Consider the following 25,695-nt stretch of genomic DNA (forward strand, 5'->3'; position numbering starts at 1 on the left):
CGCTCCGCCACCCCGGGAGATTCCCCTCCGCGCGCCATCTGCTCTACTGTCCGGCCGTGAACATCCTATCGCCGCCGCGCATCCGCCTGACCATCGAGGTGGTCTTCGACCTGGTCTGCCCCTGGTGCTTCCTCGGCACCCGAAGGTTGCGGCGGGCGCTGCGCGCGCGGCCCGAGGTGACGCCGGAGCTGGTCTGGCGCCCCTTCCTGCTGAACCCCGAGGCGAGCTCGGCGGGCGTGGCGCGGCACGACTACATGGCCCGGAAGTTCGGCGGGGAGGACCGGGCGCGCCGGCTGCACGCGACGCTGGGCGAGCTGGGCCGGGCCGAGGGCATCCCCTTCCGCTTCGACCTGCTGCGCCGCGTCCCCGCCTCGATGGACGCGCACCGGGTGGTGCGCTTCGCCGCACGCCACGGGGCGGCCGACGCCATGGTGGATGCGCTGTTCCTGGCCCATTTCACCAGCGGCAGCGACATCGGCGACCATGGCACGCTGGTGGCGATCGGCGGCGCGCTGGGGCTGGACCGCGTCGCGCTGCGCCGCTTCCTGGCCAGCCAGTCCGAGGCCGAGGCGGTGCATGCCGAGAACCTGCGGGCGCACCGGCTGGGCATCAACGGCGTGCCCTGCTTCGTCGTCTCCGGCCGGCACGCCATCGCCGGGGCGCAGGAGCCGGAGGTGCTGGAACGGCTGCTGGACGTGGCCATCGCGGAAGGAGAATGGGCATGAGCGGAACCCCCGGCACCGCCCCGCACAAGCGTCTGGCCGCCGCGCTGGCGGCGCTGCACAAGGCGCTGCTGAACGTGCAGGCCACGGGCCACCCGTCCTCGGGCAATCCCTTCGCCCTGTGGCAGGCGGTGATGCACCACGAGGACTTCGCCTGGCTGCGGCCGATGAGCGGGCTGATGGCGCGGATCGACGAGGCGGGCGCGAAGGGCGCCACCCCCTCGGCCGAGGAGATGGGCCGCTTCCTGGCAGAGGCGGATGCACTGGTCCGCCGCGAGGGCATCTTCCGCGACAAGCTGAACGAGTTCCGCGACGACCCGCTGGTGGCCTTCACCGCCTCCGAGCTGGAGGGAACCCTTTCCGCCCTGTGGAACCGGGCGGCGCACTGATCGTCCTGGCCGGGGGGGCCGCCGGCGGCTTCGCGGGGGGGCTCGCGAAGGACAGGACGGCCGGCGTGGGGCCCCGGCCGGGCTCCTCGCCCTCCCGCACCACCGTCGCCAGCGCCGCCAGGATGTCGCGCGCCGCGCGGACCCGGTCGGGCAGCTCCATCTCCCGCACCAGGGCCAGCTTGTGGTCGGGGCGCAGCTTCACCATGCCCTTCTGCGCGGCGACCCAGTTCACCAGCCCGCCGGGGTTGGCGAAGCGGTTCTTCCGGAAGGCCAGCACCACGCCCTTGGGCCCGGCATCGAGCTTCTCCACCCCCGTCTCGCGGCAGAGGCGCTTGATCGAGACGACCTGGAGCAGGTTCTCCACCTCTGCCGGCAACGGGCCGAAGCGGTCCACCAGCTCCGCCGCCATCGCCTCCACCTCCGCCTCGGAGGCGAGGGTGCCGATGCGGCGGTAGAGGCCGAGGCGCACCGGCAGGTCGCGCACGTAGCCCTCGGGGATGAGGACGGGCAGGCCGAGGTTGATCTGCGGCGTCCAGTCGGTGTCCGCCTCCTCCTCCCGCCGGCGCTTCCCGCGCGAGCGCACCTCCTGCACCGCCTCCTCCAGCATCTGCTGGTAGAGCTCGATGCCGACCTCGCGGATCTGGCCGGACTGCTCGTCGCCCAGCAGGTTGCCGGCGCCGCGGATGTCCAGGTCGTGGCTGGCGAGGGTGAAGCCGGCGCCCAGGTTGTCCAGCGTCTGCATCACCTCCAGCCGCTTCTGCGAGGCGGCGGAGAGCCGGTGCGCCGGCGGCCAGGTGAGGTAGGCATAGCCGCGCTGCTTGCCGCGCCCGACGCGGCCGCGGAGCTGGTAGAGCTGTGCCAGGCCGAACATGTCCGCGCGGTGGATGATCAGCGTGTTCACCGCCGGCATGTCGAGCCCGCTCTCGACGATGTTGGTGGCGAGCAGGATGTCGTGCTTGCCGTCGCCGAACTCGGTCATCACCCGCTCCAGCTCGGTCGCGGAGAGCCGGCCATGCGCCTCGATCACCCGCGCCTCGGGCACGATCTCGCGCAGCCGGGCGGAGACCTTGGGCATGTCCTCCAGGCGCGGGACGACGCAGAAGATCTGCCCGCCGCGGAAGCGCTCGCGCTGGATGGCCTCGCGGATCACCACGCCGTCGAAGGGCATGATGAAGGTCCGCACCGCCAGGCGGTCCACCGGCGGCGTGGCGATCACGCTCATCTCCCGCACCCCCGACAGCGCCAGTTGCAGCGTGCGCGGGATGGGCGTGGCGGTCAGCGTCAGGACGTGGACATCCGTCTTGAGCGCCTTCAGCCGCTCCTTGTGGGCGACGCCGAAATGCTGCTCCTCGTCCACGATGACGAGGCCGAGATCGGCGAACTCGATGCCCTTGGCGAGGAGGGCGTGGGTCCCGACGACGACGTTCACCGTGCCGTCCTTCAGCCCCTCCCGCGTCTGCGCCGCCTCCTTCGCCGTGGCCAGGCGGGAGAGCTGGGCAACCGTGAAGGGCAGCCCCTCGAAGCGCTTCGAGAAGGTGCGGAAATGCTGCCGGGCGAGGAGTGTCGTCGGCACCACCACGGCCACCTGCGCCCCCGTCATGGCGACGAGGAAGGCGGCGCGCAGAGCGACCTCCGTCTTGCCGAAGCCCACGTCGCCGCAGATGAGCCGGTCCATCGGCTTGCCCGAGGCCAGGTCCTCGACCACGTCCGCGATGGCGCGCTGCTGGTCCTCCGTCTCGGCGAAGGGGAAGCGGGCGGCGAACTCGTCCCAGGCGCCCTCCGGCGGGGTGGCCGCCCGGCCCTCCTGCACCTTGCGCTCGGCGGCGGTGCGGATGAGCTGCGCCGCCATGTCGCGGATGCGCTGCTTGGCCTTGGCCTTGCGGTTCTGCCAGGAAGCGCCGCCCAGCTTGTCCAGCGCCACGCCGGCCGACTCGCTGCCGAAGCGCGTCAGCACCTCGATGTTCTCGACCGGCAGGAACAGGCGGTCGTTGCCCTCGTAGATCAGGCGCAGGCAGTCATGCGGCGCGCCGTTGACCTCGATGGTGACCAGACCGTCATAGCGGCCGATGCCGTGGTCGGCATGCACCACGAGGTCGCCCTCGGCGATCTCTGTCGCGTCCGCGATGAACTGGTCGGCGCGCTTGCGGCGGCGCGGCGGGCGGGCGATGCGCTCGCCCAGCAGGTCCTGCTCGCCGGTGAGGGCGATGCCGTCCGCGACGAAGCCGCGCTCGACGCCCACCACCGCCAGCGCCACCGCGCCGGGGGCGAGCTTGCGGGCGGCGGCCCAGTCCTCCACCGCCTCGGCGGCGATGCGGTTCTCCCGCAGCAGGTTGCCCAGCCGCTCGCGCGAGCCGCGCGTCCAGGCGGCCAGCACCGGCCGGCGGCCCTGGGCGGCGTGGACCTCCGCCTGTTCCTTGTAGGCCGCGAAGACGTTGCCGCCCGAGGCGCGCACGTCGCTGTAGAGCCGCCCCGGCCGGCCGCCGGCATCGGGCCCGCTCTCCCCGGCGAAGGGCGAGAAGCGCGCCAGCGGCCCGCGCGCCAGCATCCGGTCCCAGCCGCCCTTCTCCAGGTAGAGGCTGCGCGGCGGGGCGGGGCGATAGGGCACCTCGCCGTCGCGCGGCGGCAGGCGGCGGGCCTCGTAGTGGTCCTCCACCATCTCCATCCGGGCGGCGAGCACGTCCTCCGCCTGGTGGTCCAGGCTGACCTCGGCGCTGGGCAGGTAGTCCGGCAGCACCGCCATGGATTCATGGAACAGTCCCGCCCAGTGCTCCATCCCCGGATGCCGCCGCCCGGCGGAGACGGAGACGTAGAGCGGGTCCTCGGTCGCCGCCGCGCCGAACAGGTCGACATAGGCGGTGCGGAAATGGGCGATGGAGTCCGGGTCCAGCGAGACCTCCCCCACCGGCCGGATGCGCAGCGACTCCAGCGCCTCCGCGCTGCGCTGGGTCGAGGGGTCGAAGCGGCGCAGGCTCTCGATCTCGTCGCCGAATAGGTCCAGCCGCACGGGGCCGGGCTCGCCCGAGGGGTAGAGATCGATGATGCCGCCGCGCACGGCGTACTCGCCCGGCTCCATCACCGTGCCCGTGCGGCCGTAGCCGTTGGATTCGAGGAAGCGGGTCAGTTCCTCCGGCTTCACCCGGCCGTTGCGCGCGAGAGTCAGGCTGGCGCCGCGGAACACCCCGGCGGGCGGCACCTTCTGCACCAGCGCGTTGACCGTGGTCAGGACGATGCGGGGCACGGCCTCTGGCTCGACCAGCCGCGCCAGGGTGGCGACGCGCTCGGCCACGATCTCCGGATTGGGGGAGACGCGGTCATAGGGAAGGCAGTCCCAGGCGGGGAAGCGCAGCACCTCGACGCCAGGGGCGAAGAAGCCCAGCGCCTCCGCCAGCCGCGCCATGCGGGCGTCGTCGCGGCAGACGTGCAGGAGCGGCTTGTCCGTCTCCGCGCGGCGGCGGGCCAGGAGCAGCGCGTCGAAGCCCTCCGGCGCGCCGTGCAGGGTGAGGCCCGTGGCCGTGGGCGCGTTCAAGCGGCGCCCCCGCTTCGTCGGGCCTCCGGCGGCACCCCGGCGCCCAGCCCGCCGCATTCCCGGGCCATGTGCTCCAGCATCGGCGTCGCATGCTCCGCCGGGATGGGACGGCGGCCTGAGAGCCAGTCCGCCAGGTCCACGTCCGGCAGCTCCAGCACCGACTCCAGCTCGTCCAGCTCGGCTTCGGAGAAGCCCGCGATCCGCTCTGCCACGAAACGCCCGATCATCAGGTCGGCCTCCCGCGTGCCGCGGTGCCAGGCCCGGAACAGCAGCCGCTTGCGGCGGGGCGGAAGGTCTTCGGGGGCGTCGCTGGGCATGGGTCTGGCCTGAGTTGGGGGCCGCGGGGAGCCGGGGCGGGGTTCGCCCTTCGTTCGTCCGCTGCCATATAAGCCCCGCATCCTGTCATGTCAGCCCGCACGGACCCCCTGCTCTCCCCGCTCGCCGACCTCGTCGAACCCGGCCCCAAGGCCACGCGGCTGGCCGAGGCCGTGGGCGGCGGGCGGGTGGTGGATCTGCTCTTCCATCTGCCGGAACGATACGTGGACCGGCGCCGGGTGACCTCGCTGGACGAGGCGATGGATGGCGACATCGGCACCCTCTCCGTGACCGTGGTGGAGGTGGCGCCGCCGCCCAATGTCTCCCGCCCCTGGGTGGTGCGCTGCCGCTGCGGCGGCACGACGCTGGAGATCGCCGATTTCCGTCGCGGCCGCTGGGTGGGGGCGGAACTGGCGAAGCGCTTCCCGGCCGGCGCGGTGCGGACCGTGTCCGGCCGGCTCACCCAGTATGGCGGGCGCTGGCAGATGGCGGGGGCGGATTTCGTGTCCCCGCCGGATGAGATCCCGCCCCTGCAACCCGTCTGGCCGCTGGTGAAGGGGCTGACCGGGCGCGACGTGGCACGCGCCATGGACGCGGCGCTGGAACGGTTGGAGGAGGCGGTGGACTGGCAGGACCCCGCCCTGCTGCGGCAGCGGCGCTGGCCCGGCTTCGCCGCGGCGCTGCGCGCCTTGCAGGCGCCGGACTCCCTGCCTGGGCCGGAACCGGGCGACCGGCTCGCCTATGACGAGCTGCTGGCCGGGCAGCTCGCCATCGGGTTGGTGCGGCGGGCGGTGCAGCACCGGCCGGGGCGGTCGCTGACGGGCGACGGGGCCTTGCGGGAGAAGGCGCTGGCCGCCTTCGGGCACGCGCCGACCGGGGCGCAGTCGCGGGCGGTCGCGGAGATCGATGCCGACCTCGCCGCGCCCCGCCGGATGCTGCGGCTGCTCCAGGGCGATGTCGGCTCCGGCAAGACCCTCGTCGCCCTCATGGCGATGCTGCGCGCCGTCGAGGCCGGGGCGCAGGCGGCGCTGATGGCCCCCACGGAGTTGCTGGCCCGGCAGCACCTGCGCACCTTCGCCAAGCTCGCCGGGGCGGCCGGGGTGCAGGTGGAGCTGCTGGCCGGCAGCGTGAAGGGCAAGGCGCGCTCCCGCGTGCTGCTGGGCCTGGCCAGCGGGGCGATCCCGCTGGTGGTGGGAACCCATGCGCTGTTCCAGGAGAAGGTGGCCTTCCGCGACCTGGCCCTGGTGGTGGTGGACGAGCAGCACCGCTTCGGCGTGTCGCAGCGGCTCATGCTCGCGGGCAAGGGCAGCGAGGCGGACATGCTGGTGATGACCGCGACCCCCATCCCGCGCACCCTTCTCCTCACCCAATGGGGCGAGATGGCCGTCTCCCGCCTCGACGAGCGCCCGGCCGGGCGCAAGCCGATCGTCACCCGCATCGTCTCGCGCGAGCGGCGGGAGGAAGTGCTGGCCGCGCTGCGCCGCGCCTTCGATTCGGGGCACCGCGCCTACTGGGTGGTCCGCGCCATCGAGGAGGGCGAGCAGCACGACAACGCCGCCGCCGAGACGACCTATGCCGCGCTGCGCGAGGTCTTCGGCGAGCGGGTCCGCCTCGCCCATGGCGCGCAGACGCTGGAGGCGCGCGAGGCCGCGCTGGGCGATTTCGCCGCCGGGCGGGCGCAGCTCCTTGTCGCGACCACGGTGGTCGAGGTGGGCGTGGACGTGCCCGAGGCGACCATCATGATCATCGAGCAGGCGGAGCGCTTCGGCCTCGCCGCCCTGCACCAGTTACGCGGCCGGGTCGGGCGCGGCGCGGCGCAGTCCTACTGCCTCCTCCTCCCCTCGGCCGAGCTGGCGGAGGGGGAGAAGCGCCGCCTCGCCGTGCTGCGCGACACGGAGGACGGCTTCGTCATCGCGGACGCCGACCTGGAGCACCGGGGCGGCGGCGACGCGCTGGGCACCCGGCAGGCGGGGCGGATCGGGCGCCGGCTGGTGGACCCGGAGCGCCATGCCGGGCTGGTCCGCGTGGCGCACCAGGACGCGGAGCTGCTGCTGCGGAAGGACCCGCGGCTCGATTCCACCCCCCGCGGGCTCGCGGCGCAGCGGCTGCTGCCGCTCTTCGGGCACGACCTGACGCTGGAACGGCTGGGCGCCGGGTAGGCGCCCGGGATAGGCGCCCGGGTAGGCGTTGGGGCCGGCGCCCGGTAAGCACGGCGGCCGAGGCATTCCCGGAGACGACCCCAATGGCCAGCAAGCAGGCCTTCGCCGTGACCGTGTCCTACTACATGGGCGAGGAGCACCGCTTCTCCATGGCGGTGATCGTGGACATCAACAAGCAGAAGGCGGAGGCGCGCGCCGCGAAGACGGTCGCGGCCCGCGAGCCGGGCGCGCGGATCGGCAACGTCCTGGTCATGCCGCTGGACCTCGCCCGCATCCAGGAGGAGCTGCGGCGCTGAGGCCGGCCCGGGACACACTCGGCAACGCGCCCGGGGCTTGCGTTGCGCCGGTCGCGGCGTAAACCCGGCGCGCGGTAACATTCGGGGTGCGGGCTTGTCCGGCGACAGCGCGGGTTTCATCGAGATCGAGCGCCTGACCAAGCGGTTCGGGAGCTTCACCGCGGTCGACGACCTCTCCTTCTCCGTCCGGGCGGGCGAGGTGGTCGGCTTCCTGGGCCCGAACGGGGCCGGCAAATCCACCACGATGAAGATGCTGGCGGGCTTCGTGACCCCCACCGCCGGCACCGCCCGCATCCTGGGCCACGACGTGGTGGATGACCCAGTCGAGGCCCGGAAGCACCTCGGCTACCTGCCGGAGGGCGCGCCGACCTGGCCGGAGATGACCGTGCTCGGCTTCCTGCGCTTCGTGGCGCGGGTGCGCGGCTTCTCGGGCGGCGAGGCGCGCGACCGGGTGGCCCATGCCATGGCGCTGACGACGCTGGAGGGCGTGCGGCTGCAGCCGATCGAGACCCTCTCCAAGGGCTTCAAGCGCCGGGTCGGCCTGGCCCAGGCGCTGCTGCACGACCCGCCGGTGCTGGTGCTGGACGAGCCGACGGACGGGCTGGACCCCAACCAGAAGCGCGAGGCGCGGGAGCTGCTGGTCCGCATGGCGCCGCAGAAGGCGATCCTGATCTCCACCCACCTGCTGGAGGAGGTCTCGGCCATCTGCACCCGGGCGGTGGTGATCGCCCAGGGGCGGATCGTGGCCGATTCCACCCCGGCCGATCTGGCCCGGCGCGGCCCCACCCTGGACGCCGTCTTCGCCGACCTGACCCTCACCCCCCTGATGGGGCCCGCACGCGGGGCGGAGGCCGCCTGATGCGCAACGTCCTCGCCGTCACCGGCCGGGAGCTGTCCGGCTACTTCGCCACGCCCGTCGCCTATGTCTTCATCATCGTCTTCCTGGTGCTGTCGGGCACGCTGACCTTCACGCTGGGCGGCTTCTTCTCGCGCGGCACCGCCGACCTGCAGCCCTTCTTCCAGTTCGTGCCCTGGCTGTTCCTGTTCCTCGTGCCCGCGCTGACCATGCGGCTCTGGGCGGAGGAGCGGCGGCAGGGGACGATCGAGCTGCTGCTGACCCTGCCCATCGCGCAGTGGCAGGCGGTGCTGGGCAAGTTCCTGGCCGCCTGGGCCTTCTGCGCCATCGCGCTCGCCCTGACCTTCCCGCTGGTCATCACCGTCAACATCCTGGGCAGCCCGGACAATGGCGTGATCGCGGCGGGCTATCTCGGCTGCCTGCTGGTGGCCGGGGCCTACCTCGCCATCGGCGCGGCGGTGTCGGCGCTGACCAAGAACCAGGTGATCGCCTTCGTGCTCGCGGTCGCGGTCTGCTTCCTCTTCGCCGCCGCCGGCTCGCCGGTGGTGGGCGAGTTCCTGGACCGCAACCTGCCGGCGCTCAGTGAGATCGCCCGCGGCCTCTCGGTGACCGACCGGCTGGCCGCCTTCTCCCGCGGGGTGGTCACCGCCCGCGACCTCGTCTTCTTCGCGACCTTCATCGGCTTCTGGCTCTTCGCGAACGCCGTCGCCGTGGACCACAGCAAGGCCGACTGACCCGTGAGCGACGCGACCCTGCCTTCGCCTCAACCGGCTTCGCCGCCGGCCGCGCCCAAGCCCGCCCCGCGCCGCTTCTGGCTCTCGGCCGCCGCCCTCCTCGCCGCCGGCGCCCTGGCGGTCGGGCTCAACCTCATGGCCGACCGGCTGCTGCCGCGCGCCCGGCTCGACCTGACCCAGCAGCACCTCTACACGCTGAGCGACGGCACCCGGCAGGTGCTGGGCAACCTCTCCGACCCGATCACCCTGCGGCTCTTCTACTCCCGCCGCCTGGGCGCGACCGTGCCCGTCTTCGGCGCCTATGCCGACCGGGTGCGGGAGATGCTGGCCGAGTACGTGGCGCTCTCCAACGGCAGGCTGCGCCTGGAGGTGCTGGACCCCGAGCCGTTCAGCGAGACGGAGGACCGGGCGCTGGCCTATGGCCTCCAGGGCGTGCCGGTCGACCAGAATGGCGAGCAGGTCTATTTCGGCCTCGCGGGCGTGAACCAGGTGGATGCGGAGCGCACCATCCCCTTCTTCCAGCCGGACCGCGAGCGCTTCCTCGAATACGACCTGACCCGGCTGGTCTACGAGCTGTCCAACCCGACGCGCCCGGTGGTCGGCGTGCTCTCCCCCCTGCCGCTGAACGGCGACCCGCGCGCGATGATGATGCGCATCCCCGGCGCCGGGCAGCCCTTCGCGGCCATGAACCAGCTGCGGCAGTTCTTCTCCATCCGCGACGTGGCGCTGGACGCGCAGGCGATCGACCCGGCCATCCAGGTGCTGATCGTGGCCCACCCCCAGGGCCTGTCCGACGCGACCCTCTACGCCATCGACCAGTTCGTCATGCGCGGCGGCAAGCTGCTCGCCCTGACCGACCCGCACAGCGAGGGGCAGGCCTCCCGCCCCTCCCCCACCGGCCAGCCGCCGGCCAGCACCGCCTCCTCCCTCGGCCGCCTGTTCGATGCCTGGGGCATCGTCGCCCCCTCCGAGCGGGTGGTGGCGGACCAGCGTGGGGCGTGGCGCGTGCGCGCCGGGCCGAACGACCGGGTGCAGGCGGTGGACTACCTCGCCTGGTTCAACGCCCAGGCCGACGGCCTGAACCGCCAGGACGTGGCGACGGCCGAGCTGAACCAGGTGACCTTCGCCTCGGCCGGCGAGGTCTCCGCCAAGCCGGGTGCGGCCATCGAGCTGACGCCGCTGGTGACCAGCAGCGACCGCGCCATGCTGGTGGACGCCGCCCGGGTGCGGGAGAATCCCGACCCCGCCCGCCTGCTCGCCGAGTTCCGCCCGGACGGGCAGCACCACGTCCTCGCCGCCCGGGTGCGCGGGATGCTGGCCAGCGCCTTCCCGGACGGGCCGCCGCCCGTCGCCGAGGGCACGACGCGGCCGGAGGGCTTCCCGGCGCATATCGCCCGCACCGCCGGCCCGGCCAACCTCGTCGTCATCAACGACAGCGACGTGCTGGAGGACCGCTTCTGGGTCCGCACCCAGGATTTCTTCGGCCAGCAGGTGGCGACCCCCTTCAGCGACAACGGCGCGCTGCTCTCCAACCTGACCGACACGCTGGCGGGCGGGGATTCGCTGATCTCGCTGCGCTCGCGCGGCGAATCCCTGCGCCCCTTCGACCTGGTGGAGGACATGCGCGGCCGGGCGGAGGCGCAGTACCGCCAGACGGAGCGCGAGCTGACCCAGCGGCTGGAGGCGACGGAGCGCCGCCTGCGCGAGCTGCGCCAGGGCACGCCGCAGGGGCCTGGGGCAACCGGCGCCACGGCGCAGACGGTCATCACCCCGGAGCAGCGCGCCGAGATCGACCGCGCGCGCGACGAGATCGTGGCCACGCGCCGCCAGCTCCGCGCCGTGCAGCTGGAGCTGCGGCGCGACATCGAGGGGCTGGAGCGCTGGCTGCGCATCGCCAACATCGCCGCCGTGCCGCTGCTGCTGACGGTCTTCGCCATCGGGCTCGCGGTGGTGCGGCAGCGGCGCCGCGCCGCCGCCCGGGCGTGAGGAGGCGAGCATGAGACGTCGCACCCTGGTCGGGCTGGGCGTCGCGGCCGCCGCCGCGGTGGGCGGCGCCGTCCTGCTGACCCCGCGGGAGGCCCCGCCCCCGCCGCCCTCCGCCGCGCAGCTCGCCTTCCCGGGGCTGGCGCAGCGCCTGGCCGGCGCCTCGCGCATCGAGATCCGGCGCGCGGACGCGACCCTGGTGCTGGAGCGCCAGGGCGCCCAGCCCGGCACGCCCGTCGCGGGCGAGACCTGGCTGCTGCCGGCGAAATCCGGCTACCCGGCGCGGGGCGAGCGGGTGCGGGAGATGCTGGTCGGGCTGACCGAGCTGCGCCTGACCGAGCGCCGCACCGCCAACCCGGAGCTGCTGGACCAGCTCGGCCTGGAGGACCCGGCGCGGCCGGGGGCGACCTCCATCCTGCTGCGCGTGCTGGACGCGGCCGGCGCGCCGATCGTGGAGCTGGTGACCGGGCGCCGGCGCGTCCGCACCCAGGGCGACGTGCCGGAGAGCATCTATGTCCGCCGCCCGGCCGAGACCCAGGCCTGGCTGGCGGAGGGGCGGCTGCCGCTGGACACCGACCCGCAGCTCTGGATCGACCGCGACCTGGCCAACCTCCCGCGCGAGCGGGTGCAGCGCGTCGCCGTCACCCGGGGCGAGGCGCGGCTGGAGCTGGCGCGCGAGGGCGAGACGCTGCGCATCGTCTCCCCCGCCGACGCGCCGCCCGCCGACGAGATCGCGCTGGACGAGATCGGACGCGGCTTCGAGTTCCTGACCTTCCAGGACGTGAAGCGCGAGGCGGAGCTGGGCGGCGAGGCGGTGGGCGAGGCGGTCTTCACCCTGACGGACAACCTGGCCGTCACCGTGCGCACCAGCCGCGAGGGCGAGGCCGTCTGGGTGCGGCTGGCGGCGGCCGGCGACGACGAGGCGGCGCGGCTGAACGCGCGTTGGCGCGGCTGGGCCTATCAGCTCGGCGCCTGGAAGGAGAAGGCCTTCGCGCCGCGGCTGGAGGATCTGAAGGCGCGCGAGCGGAACGCGCCCCCGCCGGGGGCGGTGCCCGGCCTGCCCGGAGGGCCGGCGGTGGAGGCTCCTGCCGCCCCGCCCGCGCGGTGACGTCGCGCGAGTATCCGGACCGGCCCTGGATCGGCATCGGCTGCATCGTCTTCCGAGGCGAGGAAGTGCTGCTGGTGCGCCGGGGGAAGCCGCCCCGGATGGGGGAGTGGTCCATCCCGGGCGGGGCCCAGGAGCTGGGCGAGACCGCGGAGGACACCGCGCGCCGCGAGCTGCGCGAGGAGGCGGGCGTGGAGGTCGGGCCACTCGCCGTTGCCGTGGTGGTGGACGCGATCACCCGGGACGAGGCCGGGCGAGCGCGGTTCCACTACACGATCCTGGATTTCTGCGCGGAATGGGTGTCGGGCGAGCCCCGACCGGGTGGGGACGTGACCGAGGCGCGATTCTTCATCCCGGAGGAGTGGGCGACGCTAGGGTTGTGGGAGGAGGCGGTGCGGGCGATCGTGATGGCTAGAACAAGGCGAAAGTCAATGATCTGAATTAGGTTTGCAGTCACTCCGTCATAGCTTAAGCAGTAACACGATGTTTCTTAAGAAGCATTTATTTCTTTGTCATCCGAAAGTGCTGAATCAAGCAGAAAAACTGGAAGTTTTGGTTTAGGAGGCGGGGATTTCGAATGCGAATAATAAGTTTGATTGTCTGGGCTCCAGTCGAAATACACTCCTTTACCGTCCATTTTTTTGAGTTCATGCGCAAGTTCTATTGTTAGGTTTAACTGTATCTGCATTAAAAGATAGGATTTCCGTTGACCCATGTAGGTCACGTAAATTTCTACACTGTAAATACCGTGGCTAAAATTAAAAGACTCCTGTTGCCCTTGAAGCAAAAAATGGTGGTTTGCGAGAACTCCGGTCTCGGGAACATATAAGCCACTCCCTCGAACTAGATTTGTGTCACCATGCACCCAAACACTGAAGTTTTGAGCGGTTTCTCTATGCTTTATTCGAACAAACATGTTTTCGATAATTCTGCCGCGTTTGCCTGTGGTATACAATAATGTTCGGAGGTATATTTTATTCTTTGATTCTCGAAGCTCCCCTCCATCTGGCCCGAAATATATAGTTGTCGGTTTGGTCATCCTTACACGCCCTCTTCGCAGAAGGGTGAGCCATGCTGTAACGATGGATGTCACCAATGCAAGTGACGATATGATAAGACTAAGAACGCTGAGTAATTCGCTCATCATCTTACTCTTTTGGATAACGGGAAAAAATGGAAGGAGAATTTCCTTATCTTGTAACTTCTCCTGGCCGCTTCCGCACCCCCTCCCGCACGTTCCGGAACTCCAGCACCGCCGGGTCCGCCACCACCGGTCCCGGCGCCGCCACCACCAGCACCCGCTCCGCGATCGGCTGGAAGTCCGCCCGGAAATGGACGCTGCTCTTCAGCGCCAGGATCGGCTCCTCCGCAGGCTCCACGCCCAGGTGCCGGAACAGCGCCTGGTCGTAGGCCTGCATCTTCCGGCTCACCACCACCACCTTCACCGCCCCGATCGCCACCAGCGCCGAGGGGCCCAGGTCGGCCGGGTTCCCCTTCCCCATCGGCCCGGTGCAGGTGAAGCGCCCGTCGGACAGGCGCAGCACCTCCACCTCCCCCGCGAAGGGCACGCCGTCGCTCTTGCCGCCCAGCGAGAGATGCAGGCGCGCGCCCACCCCGGCGGCGTGGCAGGCGCTCGCGCTCTCCGCGTCGTTGATGATCCCCAGCGTGGCCGCGGCCCCCTGCCGCACCAGCTCGGCCAGCAGCCCGGTGGTGTCGCCATGGCCGCCGCCGCCCGGATTGTCCTGGGTATCCGCCAGCACCACCGGCTTCGCGGCCGTGGCGGCGAGGCGCTTCGCCTCCGCCACGCCCTCGGCGGCCGGCAGCACGTCGAGGCGGAACTCCGTCTCGTGCGCGACGAACCAGCCGAGCAGCGCCTCCGCCCCCGCATCGGCGGCCGCCTGGTCCTCGGCGTAGCAGGCGATGGCCGCACCGCAATCGGCGAAGTCGGCGTAGGGAAAGCCGAAGCAGAAGGCCAGCTCCACCACCCCCGGCGCGGCGGCGAGGCGCCCCCGCTCGGCATAGGCATCGGCCATGGGCGGGACGAGGGTGCATTGCGCCGGCAGCGGCATCCAGTAGTCGATCTGCCGGAAGGCCCGCGCCCAGGGCGCCCCGCGCCGGATGCGCGCGACCAACAGCTCCATCGCGTGCCCGCCGGCCCAGCGCATGTCCACATGCGGATAGGTGCGGTAGGGCACCAGCACATCCGCCCGCGCCACCATCGCGGCGGTCAGGTTGCAGTGCGGGTCCAGGCTGGCGGCGATCGGCATTCCGGGGCCCACCACGGCGCGGATGCGGCGCAGCAGCTCGCCCTCGGCATCCGGGAAGCCGTCCGCCAGCGCGGCGCCGTGCAGCTCCAGATAGATCCCGTCCAGCTTCCCCTCGTCCAGCGCCGCCTGGAGGTCCGCGACCATCAGCGCGGCGATGCGCTCGAAGGCCTCCTCCGTCACCGGCCCGGCGGGGTTGGCCATGCACCAGGTCAGCGGGGCGAGCGTGACTCCCTCCCGCTCCGCCACGGCGATGGCCCCGGCGGCGGGGACGGCGGTGGGGCGGATGGCCGCGAGCAGGGTCGCCGGCCGTTGCAGCGCCGGCCAGCCACCGGGATGCAGGAACTCCTGCCAGCCGGTCGGGCGCGGGGCGAAGGAATGGCTCTCGTGCTGGAAGCCGCCGATGGCGATGCGCATGCCGCTCACCCCTCCACGCCGGCCGTGGCCAGCACCGCCCCGGCCAGGACGCGCAGCCCCGCCTCGGCCCATTCCGGCGTGATGCTCTCCGCCTCGTTGTGGCTGATCCCGCCATGGCAGGGCACGAAGAGCATCGCCGTGGGAACCTTCCGCGCGACATAGACGGCATCGTGCCCGATGCCGGTCGGCATCTCCTGGAAGCGGCAGCCATTCGCCTGCGCCGCCTCCCGCAGCCGGGCGACCAGCGCCGGGTCGAAGGGCACCAGCGGCGAGGACCAGTGCGGCTCCACCGCCACGCTCACCCCGCGCTGCGCGCCGATCTCCGCCGCCCGCTCGCGGAAGGCCGCCACCATCCGGGCCAGGCGCTCCGGGTCGCCATGGCGCAGGTCCACGCTGAACCAGACCTCGGAGGGCACGACGTTGCGGCTGTCCGGCGTCACGCGCAGCCGGCCGACCGTGCCGCGCCCGTCGCCGCCCGCCGTCAACGCCACCTCCTCGACCACCGAGACCAGCCGCGCCGCCGCCGCCATGGCGTCGTGGCGGAAGGCCATGGCGGAGCCGGCATGGGCGTCCTCGCCGCGCACGGTGACGTCCAGCCATTCCTGGGCGAGGGCATGGGTGACGATGCCGACCTCCAGCCCGCGCTTCTCCAGCTCCGGCCCCTGCTCGATATGCAGCTCCAGATAGGCGCCGAGCCCCTGCAGCTCCGCCGGGTCCTCACCCCCGGTCCAGCCGACGGACCACAGCGCGTCGCGGAAGCTGACCCCGGCCGCGTCCCGGGTGGCGAGCACCGTCGCCTCGTCCAGCAGGCCCATGGCCACGCCGCTGCCCATCATCGGCGGCGAGAAGCGCGCTCCCTCCTCGTTGGTCCAGTTGACCAGCACCAGGGGCGCCAGGGTGCGCGTGCCGGATTCGTGCAGCGCGCGCATCACCTCCAGCCCGGCCAGCACGCCCAGCACCCCGTCGAACTTCCCGCCCGTGGGCTGGGTGTCGAGGTGCGAGCCGATGGCGACCGGCGGGCGGTCCGGCTCCAGGCCCTCGCGCAGCAGCACCATGTTGCCGACCCGGTCGAAGCTGAGCGACAGGCCGATCTCGTGCGCCCAGCGCTTCAGCAGGGCGCGGCCCTCGCCATCCTCGGGGCTCAGCGCCTGGCGGTTGCAGCCGCCCTTCGCCGTGGCGCCGATCCGTGCCATCTCCATCAGCGAATCCCACAGCCGCGTGCCGCAGAGCGGGAGGTTGCCGCTCATGCCGCGCGCTCCACCCCGCACCATTCCGCCATGGTGAGCGCGATGGTGCGGGTGATGGCGTGCAGGCTCTCGACGCCCACGCTCTCGTCGATGCCGTGGATCTCCTGCGCGTCGGGACCGAAGCAGGCGACGGGCGTGTCCTGGTAGAGCGTGAAGAACCGCCCGTCCGTCAGCCCGGTCGCCGGGTAGTGGCGCAGCGCGCCGCCCGTCACCTCGGCGAAGCTGCGCTGCGCCAGCACGGCGATGTCGCTGTCCAGGTCGAAGCGGCAGGGATCGGCCATGAAGCCCTTGAACTCCAGCCTCACCTTGGCGCCGCGCAGGCGCTCGTCGGCGGCGGCCTCGGCGACCAGCGCCTCGATCTCCGCCTTCACCTCGCGCGCGGTGCGGCCGAGCATGATGCCGACGCGCAGCCCGATCCGCGCCTTGCTGGCGACGGAGGAGTTCCACTCCCCGCCCTCGACCGTGCCGAGGTTCACGTTCACCGGGTGGTTCACCCCGTGATAGGCGGGGTGGACGTGCTCGGCGCGGTTGGCCTCCGACTCATAGCGCTTGAAGGCGGCGGCGACGGCCATGGCGGCCTCGATCGCGTTCACCCCCGCCTGCATGTCGCGCACATGGCTCGGGCGGCCGGTGACCGTGACCCAGGCCCAGATCACGCCCACCTCGGCGGCGTAGATGGCGGGCAGGCCGGGGCCGGGCTCGGGGATGATGACGGCCTCGGCCTTCGGCATGGCCAGCATCGTCGCCAGCGCGCCGTTGCCGCTGCACTCCTCCTCGATCACCGCCTGCATCTGCACCTCGGCGGCGGGCTGGAGGCCGGCGAGCTTCAGCGCCTTGAAGGCCATCAGGTAGGAGACGATGCCCGCCTTCATGTCCCCCGCGCCGCGGCCATAGATTCGGCCGCCGCGGAGCGCGGGCTCGTAGGGCGGCGTCGTCCATTCCTCCAGCGCGCCCTCCGGCACCACGTCCACATGGCCCTGGAGCACCAGGCTGCGGCCCTTGCGCTCGCGCGGGGCGTGGATCGCGGCGACGTTGTCGCGGCCCTCGTAGGAGATGAGCGGCGGCGAGAAGCCGGGATGGTCGCGCAGCCGCTCCGGCACGGTGGGGATGCGGCGCGGCTCCAGCCCCAGCGCGGCGTAGTGCTCCGCCATGGCGTCCAGCACGGACGCCTCTTGCCCCAGCACGGAGGCGTGCCGCACCAGGCCGAACAGCGTCCCGACCGCCTCCCCCTCCAGCGCCGTCACCGCATCGAGGATCGCGCGCCGCGCGCCGGGGTCGAGTGTCATCCGTCGTCCTTGCCCATGCACGGGACGCGCGCCGGCCTGCCGCCGGTGGGGCGGGCGGGCGGCGTCCCGGTCGTGCGGCAGGCTACAGGCGGGCTTCGCGGCGCGACAAGACCGGGCCGGATGGGGGAAGGGGCGGATGACGCGGCGCGCGGACGGGTCCAACCTTCGGCCCATGCGCAGCTTCGCCCATCCCGACGACCAGCGGCACGCGCCGCGCTTCTTCCTCATGCGCGGGGCGGTGCGCCCGAATTTCGAGGTCCCCGCCCGCGCCACGGCGCTGCGCGAAGGGCTGGCCCGCCTCGGCCTGGTGCCCGAGGTGCCGGCCCTGCCCGACCCGGCCGCCCTCGCCGCGGTCCATGCCCCGGACTACCTGGACTTCCTGCGCCGCGTCGCGGCCGAATGGGCGGCGCTGCCCGGGGCGGGGCCGGAGGCGGTGGCGAACATCCACCCCTCGCCGGAGATGCTGGCCCAGGGCGGGCAGCGCCCCGGCACCATCGTCGGGCAGGTCGGCTGGTACACGGCCGACACCGCCTGCCCGATCGGGCCGGGCACCTGGGAGGCGTCGCTGGCCGCCGCCGGCTGCGCCCTGGCCGCGGCGGGCGTCGCGGCCCAGGGCGGCACCGCCTATGCGCTCTGCCGCCCGCCAGGGCACCATGCCTATGCCGCGCGGGCCGGCGGGCACTGCTACGTCAACAACGCCGCCCTGGCTGCGCAGGCGCTGCGCGACGCCGGGGCGAAGCGGGTGGCGGTGGTGGACATCGACAGCCACCACGGCAACGGCACCCAGGGCCTCTTCTGGGACCGGGGCGATGTGCTGACCGTCTCGCTGCATGCCGACCCGAACCGCTACTACCCCTGGTACGTCGGCCATGCCGGGGAGACGGGGGCCGGCGCGGGCGAGGGCCGCAACCGCAACCTTCCCCTGCCCTTCGGCACCGGCGACGAGGGCTGGCTGGCCGCGCTCGATGCCGGGCTGGAGACGGTGCGCGGCTTCGCGCCCGACGCGCTGGTGGTGTCGCTGGGCTTCGACGCGTCGGAGCACGAGCCGCTGGCAGCGTTGGCGGTGACGGAGGACGGCTTCGCCCGGGCCGGCGAGCGGCTGGCCGGGCTGGGCCGGCCGGCCGCCATCATCCAGGAGGGTGGCTACGCCGTGGACCAGCTCGGTCGGTTGCTGGAGCGATTCCTCGGCGGCTGGGGCGGCTGACAGCCGCCCTCGGGCGGCAGCGGGCGCCGGCGTCCGGGGAGGGGTTACCCCCTCCCCGGCCATGCGTCAGGCGATGAGCGTGTCTGCCGCGTAGGCGGCCCGGCCTTCGTTGCGGCCGAACTCCAGATAATGCGTCAGGGCGTTCATCCCGGCGGCGGCCACGTCGGGGTTCGCCTCCAGATAGGCCCGGGTGCTGAAGGAGGCGGAGGTGTTACGCCCCTCCTGGCCACCGAAGATGGCATAGTGCTGCAGCGGATTCATGCCCTCGGCGGCCACGTCGCCATAGGTCTCCAGGTAGTAGGAGCTGTCGAAGAAGGCATTCGGATCGCGGCGCTCGTTCGCGCCGAAGGCGTAGTAGTGGTCCACCGCGCTCACCCCGGCCTCCAGCACGTCCGGGTGCCGCGCGAAGTAGTAGAAGCTGTCCACGAAGGTGTCGCCGTCGTTCACCAGGCTGGCGACATCCAACGTCAAGCCGGTGAACATCAGACTCTCGACGTTGGTGATCCGGGAGGTTCCGCCGTTGACGTCCGTCACCTCCAGCCAGGCGCCGAACTGACTGGCCGAGTGCTTCGCGAACAGGTCCGAGAAGACGATCGTGTCGGTGCCCGCGCCGCCGTCGATCGTGTCGTTGCCGCCCGCGCCCTTGAGGGTGTCGTTGCCGTCGCGGCCGAGCAGCACGTTGTCCGCGGTGTTGCCGGTGATCAGGTCGTTGCCCGAACCACCGGTGGCATTCTCGATCACCACGCCGTTGGCGATGGTATAGCCGCCGCCGATGAAGGCCGCGTAGCTGAGCACGCCACGGCTGGTCACCGTCGCGTCCAGCGTCGCCGCCGTCAGGTCCAGGATGGCGTTGCGGGCCCCGTCATAGCGCAGCTCGTCGACGCCGCCCGCATCCCAGATGCTCTCCCAGTAGGCGGCATCGGGCTGGTAGACGATGCCCTCCGGCACGCCCGCCTCGTTCTCCTCGCCCCGCACGAAGGGACGCGGGTCGTTGCTGTCGGGCAGCAGATAGACATTGTTCTCGGTGCGGAAGGTCATGTTCGCACCGTACATGTACTGGATGGCCGCGATGTCGTAGGCCATCGGGGTGGCGGCGAAGCCGTGGTCGAGGAAGTAGTCATCCGCCACCGGCCGCTGCCGGGTCGGCACCATCTGGATGTGGCCGTTCTCGTCGAATTCGTAGCCATGGATGTAGGACATCACCGAGCCGAACATGTGGTTCAGCTCGAGGAAGCCCAGGTCGCGCTGGCGCTCGGCGCTGGTCTGGGTCGGGTCGACGCCGGGGAAGTAGTTGTTGGCGATGTAGGCGGCGGAACCCGGGTCGTGCGGGTGCTTCAGCCCCAGCCCGTGCCCGATCTCGTGCATGAAGGTGCGGTAGAAGTTGCCGCCGGGCTCGAGCTGGTCCGGCGTCCATTGCCGGACGTTCACCGCCTCGAAATTGTAGTTGCCCTGGGACTGGGCGTTCGGGTTGGCGGAGGGGAGGCTGTGCGAGGCGGAGACGGTGCCGCCGGCCGTGGCCTGGTCCATCAGGCGCTCGCGGAACAGCGCGTCCTGGGCAGTGAAGACTTCGGTGAAGGTGATGTTCGCGACGTTCGCCCAGTTCTGAATGGCGGAGGCGAAAGCCTGCTTCTCGAAGGGGCGCCACGTATAGCCCTGGGGCGCAGACGCCGTGACGCGGGTGTCGAAGAAGTAGTTGATGTTGAACGGATCGGTGTTCGGGCTGCTATCCTCGTTGGGCGCGTTGACGTAGTGGCGCCCGTTCTGCAGGAGGAAATCGACGAAGGGATTGCCTGATGGTGCTTCGACGGCGGTGAGAGCCAATGATCTTCTCCTTGGACAGCCGTGTGGGAGCCACCCGGATTCCTGGCCTCGGAACCTTCTTGTGATGGCGACGAATTGGTAAATTCGGCGTCATGCTCGGTCCATTCTGCGGATACGAAACGATCTCGGTTGTGCGCGAGAAGACACACACTACGACATGACCCGACGCATCATCATGATGGGTCGGCCCGGTCAGCCGGTCTCGCCAACGCCCGCCGCGGCACCCGTGCCGCGTGACGCGCGAGAGGCGCGTGGCGACCTTCTCCCCCTCGCTCTCGACCGTCTGCGCGCCGGCGATCTCGTGGCCGCGGAGCCGCTGCTGCGGGAGGTTTGCCGCCGGCGGCCGGAGGCCGCGGAGGCGCATCGGCTGCTCGGGACGCTCCTTGCAATCCAGGGCGCCCGTCCCGAGGCGGAGGCCGAGCTGCGTGCAGCATGCCGCCTTGCCCCCGGCTCCGCCGATGCCTTCGGCAATCTCGGGAACCTACTGCTCGAGACCGGGCGTCCGCAGGAGGCGGAGGAGGCCCTGCGCCGGGCACTCCGGCTTCAACCCGGCTATGCCGATGCGGCGAGCAACCTGGGGCTGGCGCTGCTGGCGCAGGGGCGCGACGTGGAGGCGGAGGCCGCCTTCCGGACCGCGCTGCGCCTCGCGCCCGGACACGCGCGGGCCGGACTGAACCTCGGCCTCCTGCTCCTCGACCACGGGCGGGTGCAGGAAGCGGGCGCTCCGCTTCTCCTCGCCTGCCGGCAATGGCCACAAGGGCCGGAACCGCGCCTGGCGCTCGGACGGCTGGCCCGGCGGCAGGGGCGGCCCGCCGAGGCGGAGGCGATCCTGCGCGACGCGTTGCGTCTGGCACCGGCCGATGCGGACATCCGTATCGAGCTGGCCGGGGCGCTGGCGGAGGCAGGCCGGACCGAACCGGCCGCGATGCTCTACCGGGAGGTCCTGGACGGCCATCCCGAACACCCCGACGCTTGGCTGGGCCTCGGCATCACCCTGGCGACGCTGGGACGCTTCGGCGAGGCGGAGCCCGCCCTACGCGAGGCGCTGCGCCGGCGGCCGGGATCGGCGGAGGTCCTGAACTCGCTGGGGGCGCTGTCGCGCGACCTCGGGCGAGACAGCGAGGCGGAGGCGCTGCTGCGCGAGGCGCTGCGGCTCCGGCCGGGCTATGGCGAGGCCGAGACGAACCTCGGCTTCCTCCTGTTGCAGCAGGGCCGCTTCCGGGAGGGTTGGACCGCGCACGAGGCGCGCTGGCATGCGTCCCCCCTGTGCCGCGAGCGGCGTGAGCTGCACGCCCCGATCTGGGACGGCAGCCCGCTGGCCGGCCGGACGCTGCTGCTGCATGCCGAGCAGGGCCTGGGGGATACGTTGCAGTTCTGCCGCTTCGTGCCATGGGTGGCGAGGTCGGGGGGCGAGATCCTGCTGGAGGTGCCGCCGCCCTTGATCCCGCTGCTGGCCGACCAGCCGGGCATGGGACGGGTGCTGGCGCGGGGCAGCCCCCTGCCCCGCTTCGACCTGCATCTGCCGTTGATGAGCCTGCCGCATCGACTGGCCCAGTGGACGGAGGCGGCGATTCCGCCTGCCCCCTACCTGTGCCCCGATCCGGCCCGCGTCGCCGCCTGGGCGGAACGCCTGGCCGCCCTGCCGCCCGGGCCGCGGATCGGGCTGGTCTGGGCCGGCAACCCGGCCATGGCGGCCGATCGCCGACGCTCGCTGGCGCCCGGCCTGCCGGAACGCCTCGGCGGGGTGCCAGGGCTGCGCTTCGTATCGCTGCAGAAGGGCCCAGCCGGCCATCGGCCCGCGCTGGAGATGCTGGACCCCAGCGGTGACCTGCAGGATTTCGCCGAGACGGCGGCGCTGGTGCAGAACCTGGATCTGGTGATCGGCGTCGACACGGCCGTCATCCACCTTGCCGGCGCAATGGGGCGGCCGGTCTGGCTGCTCGACCGTGCCGACCACTGCTGGCGCTGGCTGCGCGGGCGGGAGGACAGTCCCTGGTACCCCTCGCTGCGGATTTTCCGCCAGGCCGCCCCCGGCGACTGGGCAGGCGTGCTCGACCGGGTCCGGCAGGCGCTGGAGGGTCTTCCCCGGCGCCTGCCCTGAGCCGCCGCCGTCAGGTCGTCGGCGTCAGAGCCTGACCTTCAGCAGCTTGCCCACCTCGCCCACGATGCCGGCGCGGAAGGCGATGACGCAGGCGACGAAGATCGCGCCCTGGATCACCGTCACCCAGGCGCCGAACTGCGCCAGGTAGTTCTGCATGGACACGATCACCGCCGCCCCGACCACCGGCCCGAACAGCGTGCCCAGACCGCCGAGCAGCGTCATCAGCACCACCTCGCCGCTCATGGTCCAGTGGACGTCGGTCAGCGTCGCGATGCCGAAGACCAGCGCCTTGGTGCCCCCCGCGGCCCCCGCGAGCGCCGCGGAGATGATGAAGGCCACCAGCTTGTAGTCGTCCGTGCGGTAGCCGAGCGAGGTGGCGCGCGGCTCGTTCTCGCGGATTGCCTTCATCACCTGGCCGAACGGCGAATGGACGGTGCGGTGGATCAGCAGGAAGCCGATCAGGAAGACCGCCGCCACCACCCAGTACATCGCCATGTCGGGGCCGAGGTCGACCACCCCCAGCAGCCGGCCGCGCGGCACGGACTGGATGCCGTCCTCGCCATGGGTGAAGGGCGCCTGGAGGCAGAAGAAATACACCATCTGCGACAGGGCCAGGGTGACCATGGCGAAGTAGATGCCCTGGCGCCGGATCGCGATCCAGCCCGCCACCACGCCAAGCAAGGCGCCGACCGCCGTGCCGGCCAGGATGGCGATCTCCGGCGTCAGCCCCCATTCCTTGGCCGCGTGGGCGGTGACGTAGCCGCCCATGCCGAAGAACATCGCATGGCCGAAGGAGAGCAGCCCGACATAGCCGATCAGCAGGTTGAAGGCGCAGGCGAAGAGCGCGAAGCACAGCACCTTCATCAGGAAGACGGGGTAGAGCACGAAAGGACCGACCACCAGCAGCGCCAGCAGCACCAGCAGCGCCACCCCCTGCGCCCGGGTGAAGCCCAGCAGGCCGGGCAGCTCGACCTTGTCGCCGGAGCCGGGGACGGCCGTGGATGCGGACATGACGCTCACGCCCTCCCGAACAGGCCGGCCGGCCGCGTCAGCAGCACGATGGCCATGATGACGAAGATCACCGTCGCCGCGGCCTCGGGGTAGAAGACCTTGGTCAGCCCCTCCACCAGCCCCAGGGCGAAGCCGGTCAGCACCGAGCCCAGGATGGAGCCCATGCCGCCGATCACCACCACGGCGAAGACCACGATGATCAGGTTGCTGCCCATCTGCGGGTTCACCGAATAGATCGGCGCCGCCAGCACCCCCGCCAGCCCCGCCAGCGCCACGCCGGCCGCGTAGGTCAGCGTCACCATCAGCGGTACGTTGATGCCGAAGGCCTGTACCATCGGCGCGTTCTCGGTGGCCGCGCGCAGGTAGGAGCCGAGGCGCGTCTTCTCGATCACCAGCCAGACGGCCAGCGAGACGATGAGGGACGCCACCACCACCCAGACGCGGTACTTCGGCAGCAGCATGAAGCCCAGGTCGACCGGCGCCCCGGTCAGCGCCGCCGGCGGCGAGTAGGGCAGGCCGGAGGAGCCGAACTGGTTGCGGAACAGCCCCTCGATGATCAGCGCCAGCCCGAAGGTCAGCAGCAGCCCGTAGAGGTGGTCGAGCCCCGCCAGCCGGCGGATCAGCAATCGCTCGATGACGATGCCGAAGGCGCCCACGATCAGCGGCGCCAGGATCAGCGCCCCCCAGTACCCGATGCCCAGCCAGTTCAGCAGCATCCAGGCCACGAAGGCGCCCATCATGAACTGGGCGCCATGGGCGAAGTTGATGACGTTCAGCATGCCGAAGATCACCGCCAGCCCCAGCGAGAGCAGCGCGTAGAAGGCGCCGTTCACCAGGCCCAGGACGACCTGAGGCAGGCCCAGCTCAAGCTGGAACAGGAAGTCTTCCATCGGACGCCTCTTCTGCGGGGAGCCCGCCGGCCCCCCGGAACGCTACATCCATTCCGCCGGCGGGCGGCGTCACGCCGTCGGCGGTCCCGCCCCCGGCGCGCCGCCCAGGCCCGGTCTCAGGCGCGGACGAGGGGGCAGCCGCCCTCGGAGAGGGGGCGCCAAGCCTCCTCGGCCGGGGTGGTCTGCACCAGCTTGTAGTAGTCCCAGGGACCCTTGCTCTCGGCGGGGGTCTTCACCTCGAACAGGTAGGCGGGGTGGATCTTCCGCCCGTCCTGCCGGATGGAGCCGGGGCCGAAGGCGTCGTCGTCGGTCGGCATGGCCTTCATCTTCACCACCGTCTCGGCGCCGCTCGCCTTGGCCTGGGCCGCGCCCATCTCCGCCGCGGCCTTCAGGTAGTGCAGGGCCGCGCTGTAGCAGCCGGCCTGCCACATGGTCGGCATCGCCCCGCCCATGGCGCCCTTGTACTTGTTGGCCAGGTTGCGGGTGCGGTCGTTCAGGTCCCAGTAGTAGGTCTCGCTCAGCACCAGCCCCTGCGCCGTCTGCAGCCCGAGGCTATGCACGTCGGTGACGATGAACAGCAGCACGGCCAGCTTCTGCCGCCGCGTCAGCCCGAACTCCGCCGCCTGCTTCACGCTGTTGATCGTGTCCGTGCCGGCATTGGCCAGCCCCACCACCTTCGCCCGGGACTGCTGCGCCTGGAGCAGGAAGGAGGAGAAGTCCGTGGTGCCCGGGAAGGGATGCCGGGTGGAGCCCAGCACCTTGCCGCCCTGCGCCTTCACCAGATTGCCCGTGTCGCGCTCCAGCGCATGGCCGAAGGCGTAGTCGGCGGTGATGAAGAACCACGAATCGCCGCCTGCCTTCACCATCGCCCCGCCGGTGGACTTGGCGAGCATGTAGGTGTCGTAGGTCCAGTGGATGGTGTTGGGCGTGCAGGCCGGACCCGTCAGGTCCGCCGTCGCGCCCGTCGAGTTCAGCATGATCTTGTTCTTCTCCTTCACCACACCGTTCACGGCGAGGGCGCAGGAGGAGGTGGCGACGTCGATGATGACGTCCACGCCGTCGCGGTCGATCCACTGGCGGGCGAGGTTGCTGGCGACGTCCGGCTTGTTCTGGTGGTCGCCCTGGACGACCTCGATGTTGAAGCCGCGCGCGAGCAGGCCGGAATCCTGCACCGCCTGGCGCACCGCGGCATAGGAGCCGGGGCCGGAGCCGTCGCGATAAGGACCGGACATGTCCGTTAGCACGCCGAGCTTCAGCGTGTTCGCGGCCTGTGCCCGGGCGGTCGCGTAAGGCAGAGCCCCGAAGGCGGGAACGGCTGCGGCGGCGCCGAGCAACGTGCGTCGATTCATCGTCATCCCAGTCGTTTCCC

21 protein-coding genes are annotated in these 25,695 nt (G+C 71.8%); 11 read left to right on the top strand and 10 right to left on the bottom strand.

The genetic code is table 11. From position 1 onward, the window contains the following. The first annotated feature begins 56 nt into the window (after positions 1 to 56). Together LPC08_RS08875 and LPC08_RS08880 are read left to right on the top strand one after the other, a co-directional pair. A complete protein-coding gene (locus LPC08_RS08875) occupies positions 57 to 725 on the top strand; it encodes a DsbA family oxidoreductase (protein ID WP_230452333.1) in 669 nt (222 codons plus the stop codon). Then, positions 722 to 1,111: a hypothetical protein gene (locus LPC08_RS08880; RefSeq protein WP_230452334.1), complete on the top strand. Its 390-nt coding sequence runs from the start codon at positions 722 to 724 to the stop codon at positions 1,109 to 1,111. Before LPC08_RS08875 ends, LPC08_RS08880 begins: the two co-directional genes overlap by 4 nt. Here the strand turns inward: LPC08_RS08880 and mfd are convergent. Together mfd and LPC08_RS08890 are read right to left on the bottom strand one after the other, a co-directional pair. Then, positions 1,053 to 4,694, bottom strand: a complete 3,642-nt coding sequence (gene mfd, locus LPC08_RS08885; RefSeq protein ID WP_370643321.1) for a transcription-repair coupling factor — start codon at positions 4,692 to 4,694, stop codon at positions 1,053 to 1,055. The genes LPC08_RS08880 and mfd overlap by 59 nt on opposite strands. Continuing rightward, entirely contained in the window at positions 4,634 to 4,954 is a 321-nt protein-coding gene (locus tag LPC08_RS08890; protein WP_230452335.1) for an FAD assembly factor SdhE, read from the bottom strand. Before LPC08_RS08890 ends, mfd begins: the two co-directional genes overlap by 61 nt. Positions 4,955 to 5,041: 87 nt before the next feature. Between LPC08_RS08890 and recG the strand changes: the two genes are divergently transcribed. The 7 genes from recG to LPC08_RS08925 all read left to right on the top strand — a co-directional run bounded on the left by recG (position 5,042) and on the right by LPC08_RS08925 (position 12,525). Next, positions 5,042 to 7,111: an ATP-dependent DNA helicase RecG gene (gene recG / locus LPC08_RS08895; RefSeq protein ID WP_230452336.1), complete on the top strand. Its 2,070-nt coding sequence runs from the start codon at positions 5,042 to 5,044 to the stop codon at positions 7,109 to 7,111. An 83-nt stretch (positions 7,112 to 7,194) separates the two neighbouring features. Beyond that, positions 7,195 to 7,407, top strand: coding sequence for a hypothetical protein (locus LPC08_RS08900; RefSeq protein ID WP_230452337.1), 213 nt, complete (start codon positions 7,195 to 7,197; stop codon positions 7,405 to 7,407). A gap of 94 nt (positions 7,408 to 7,501) precedes the next feature. Next, positions 7,502 to 8,266: an ABC transporter ATP-binding protein gene (locus tag LPC08_RS08905; RefSeq protein ID WP_230452338.1), complete on the top strand. Its 765-nt coding sequence runs from the start codon at positions 7,502 to 7,504 to the stop codon at positions 8,264 to 8,266. After that, a complete protein-coding gene (locus LPC08_RS08910) occupies positions 8,266 to 8,997 on the top strand; it encodes an ABC transporter permease subunit (RefSeq protein WP_230452339.1) in 732 nt (243 codons plus the stop codon). Before LPC08_RS08905 ends, LPC08_RS08910 begins: the two co-directional genes overlap by 1 nt. A 3-nt stretch (positions 8,998 to 9,000) precedes the next feature. After that, positions 9,001 to 10,983 (top strand): GldG family protein, encoded by a 1,983-nt coding sequence (locus LPC08_RS08915; protein ID WP_230452340.1) that lies wholly within the window; start codon positions 9,001 to 9,003, stop codon positions 10,981 to 10,983. A 10-nt stretch (positions 10,984 to 10,993) separates the two neighbouring features. Next, a complete protein-coding gene (locus LPC08_RS08920) occupies positions 10,994 to 12,088 on the top strand; it encodes a DUF4340 domain-containing protein (protein WP_230452341.1) in 1,095 nt (364 codons plus the stop codon). Next, positions 12,085 to 12,525, top strand: a complete 441-nt coding sequence (locus LPC08_RS08925; protein ID WP_230452342.1) for an NUDIX hydrolase — start codon at positions 12,085 to 12,087, stop codon at positions 12,523 to 12,525. The genes LPC08_RS08920 and LPC08_RS08925 overlap by 4 nt, the downstream gene beginning before the upstream one ends. A 50-nt stretch (positions 12,526 to 12,575) precedes the next feature. Here the strand turns inward: LPC08_RS08925 and LPC08_RS08930 are convergent, their stop codons facing one another. The 4 genes from LPC08_RS08930 to LPC08_RS08945 all read right to left on the bottom strand — a co-directional run bounded on the left by LPC08_RS08930 (position 12,576) and on the right by LPC08_RS08945 (position 17,299). Next, a complete protein-coding gene (locus LPC08_RS08930) occupies positions 12,576 to 13,124 on the bottom strand; it encodes a hypothetical protein (RefSeq protein ID WP_230452343.1) in 549 nt (182 codons plus the stop codon). A 151-nt stretch (positions 13,125 to 13,275) separates the two neighbouring features. Continuing rightward, positions 13,276 to 14,766: a M81 family metallopeptidase gene (locus tag LPC08_RS08935; protein WP_230452344.1), complete on the bottom strand. Its 1,491-nt coding sequence runs from the start codon at positions 14,764 to 14,766 to the stop codon at positions 13,276 to 13,278. Positions 14,767 to 14,771: 5 nt separating this feature from the next. Beyond that, positions 14,772 to 16,013 (bottom strand): Zn-dependent hydrolase, encoded by a 1,242-nt coding sequence (locus tag LPC08_RS08940; protein ID WP_230452345.1) that lies wholly within the window; start codon positions 16,011 to 16,013, stop codon positions 14,772 to 14,774. After that, a complete protein-coding gene (locus LPC08_RS08945) occupies positions 16,010 to 17,299 on the bottom strand; it encodes an ArgE/DapE family deacylase (protein ID WP_230452346.1) in 1,290 nt (429 codons plus the stop codon). Before LPC08_RS08945 ends, LPC08_RS08940 begins: the two co-directional genes overlap by 4 nt. Before the next feature lie 136 nt (positions 17,300 to 17,435). On the opposite strand from LPC08_RS08945, the gene LPC08_RS08950 reads away from it, so the two are divergent. Next, positions 17,436 to 18,503, top strand: coding sequence for a histone deacetylase family protein (locus LPC08_RS08950; RefSeq protein ID WP_370643322.1), 1,068 nt, complete (start codon positions 17,436 to 17,438; stop codon positions 18,501 to 18,503). 66 nt (positions 18,504 to 18,569) lie between these two features. On the opposite strand, the gene LPC08_RS08955 is transcribed toward LPC08_RS08950, so the two are convergent. Continuing rightward, positions 18,570 to 20,324 (bottom strand): M10 family metallopeptidase, encoded by a 1,755-nt coding sequence (locus LPC08_RS08955; protein WP_230452347.1) that lies wholly within the window; start codon positions 20,322 to 20,324, stop codon positions 18,570 to 18,572. A gap of 157 nt (positions 20,325 to 20,481) precedes the next feature. On the opposite strand from LPC08_RS08955, the gene LPC08_RS08960 reads away from it, so the two are divergent. Continuing rightward, complete coding sequence (locus LPC08_RS08960) at positions 20,482 to 22,425, top strand: tetratricopeptide repeat protein (protein WP_230452348.1); 1,944 nt, start codon at positions 20,482 to 20,484, stop codon at positions 22,423 to 22,425. Between the two features lie 24 nt (positions 22,426 to 22,449). Here LPC08_RS08960 and LPC08_RS08965 read toward each other — a convergent pair whose 3' ends face one another. The 3 genes from LPC08_RS08965 to LPC08_RS08975 all read right to left on the bottom strand — a co-directional run bounded on the left by LPC08_RS08965 (position 22,450) and on the right by LPC08_RS08975 (position 25,681). Beyond that, positions 22,450 to 23,436 carry a branched-chain amino acid ABC transporter permease gene (locus tag LPC08_RS08965; protein WP_230452349.1) on the bottom strand — a complete coding sequence of 329 codons (987 nt, stop codon included), beginning with the start codon at positions 23,434 to 23,436 and terminating at the stop codon, positions 22,450 to 22,452. A gap of 5 nt (positions 23,437 to 23,441) precedes the next feature. Further along, on the bottom strand, positions 23,442 to 24,326 hold the full coding sequence (locus LPC08_RS08970; protein ID WP_230452350.1) for a branched-chain amino acid ABC transporter permease: 885 nt from the start codon (positions 24,324 to 24,326) through the stop codon (positions 23,442 to 23,444). A 116-nt stretch (positions 24,327 to 24,442) separates the two neighbouring features. Then, positions 24,443 to 25,681 carry an ABC transporter substrate-binding protein gene (locus tag LPC08_RS08975; protein WP_230452351.1) on the bottom strand — a complete coding sequence of 413 codons (1,239 nt, stop codon included), beginning with the start codon at positions 25,679 to 25,681 and terminating at the stop codon, positions 24,443 to 24,445. Between the last annotated feature and the right edge of the window lie 14 nt (positions 25,682 to 25,695).

It is taken from the genome of Roseomonas sp. OT10, from assembly GCF_020991085.1.
Lineage (GTDB): Bacteria > Pseudomonadota > Alphaproteobacteria > Acetobacterales > Acetobacteraceae > Roseomonas > Roseomonas cutis.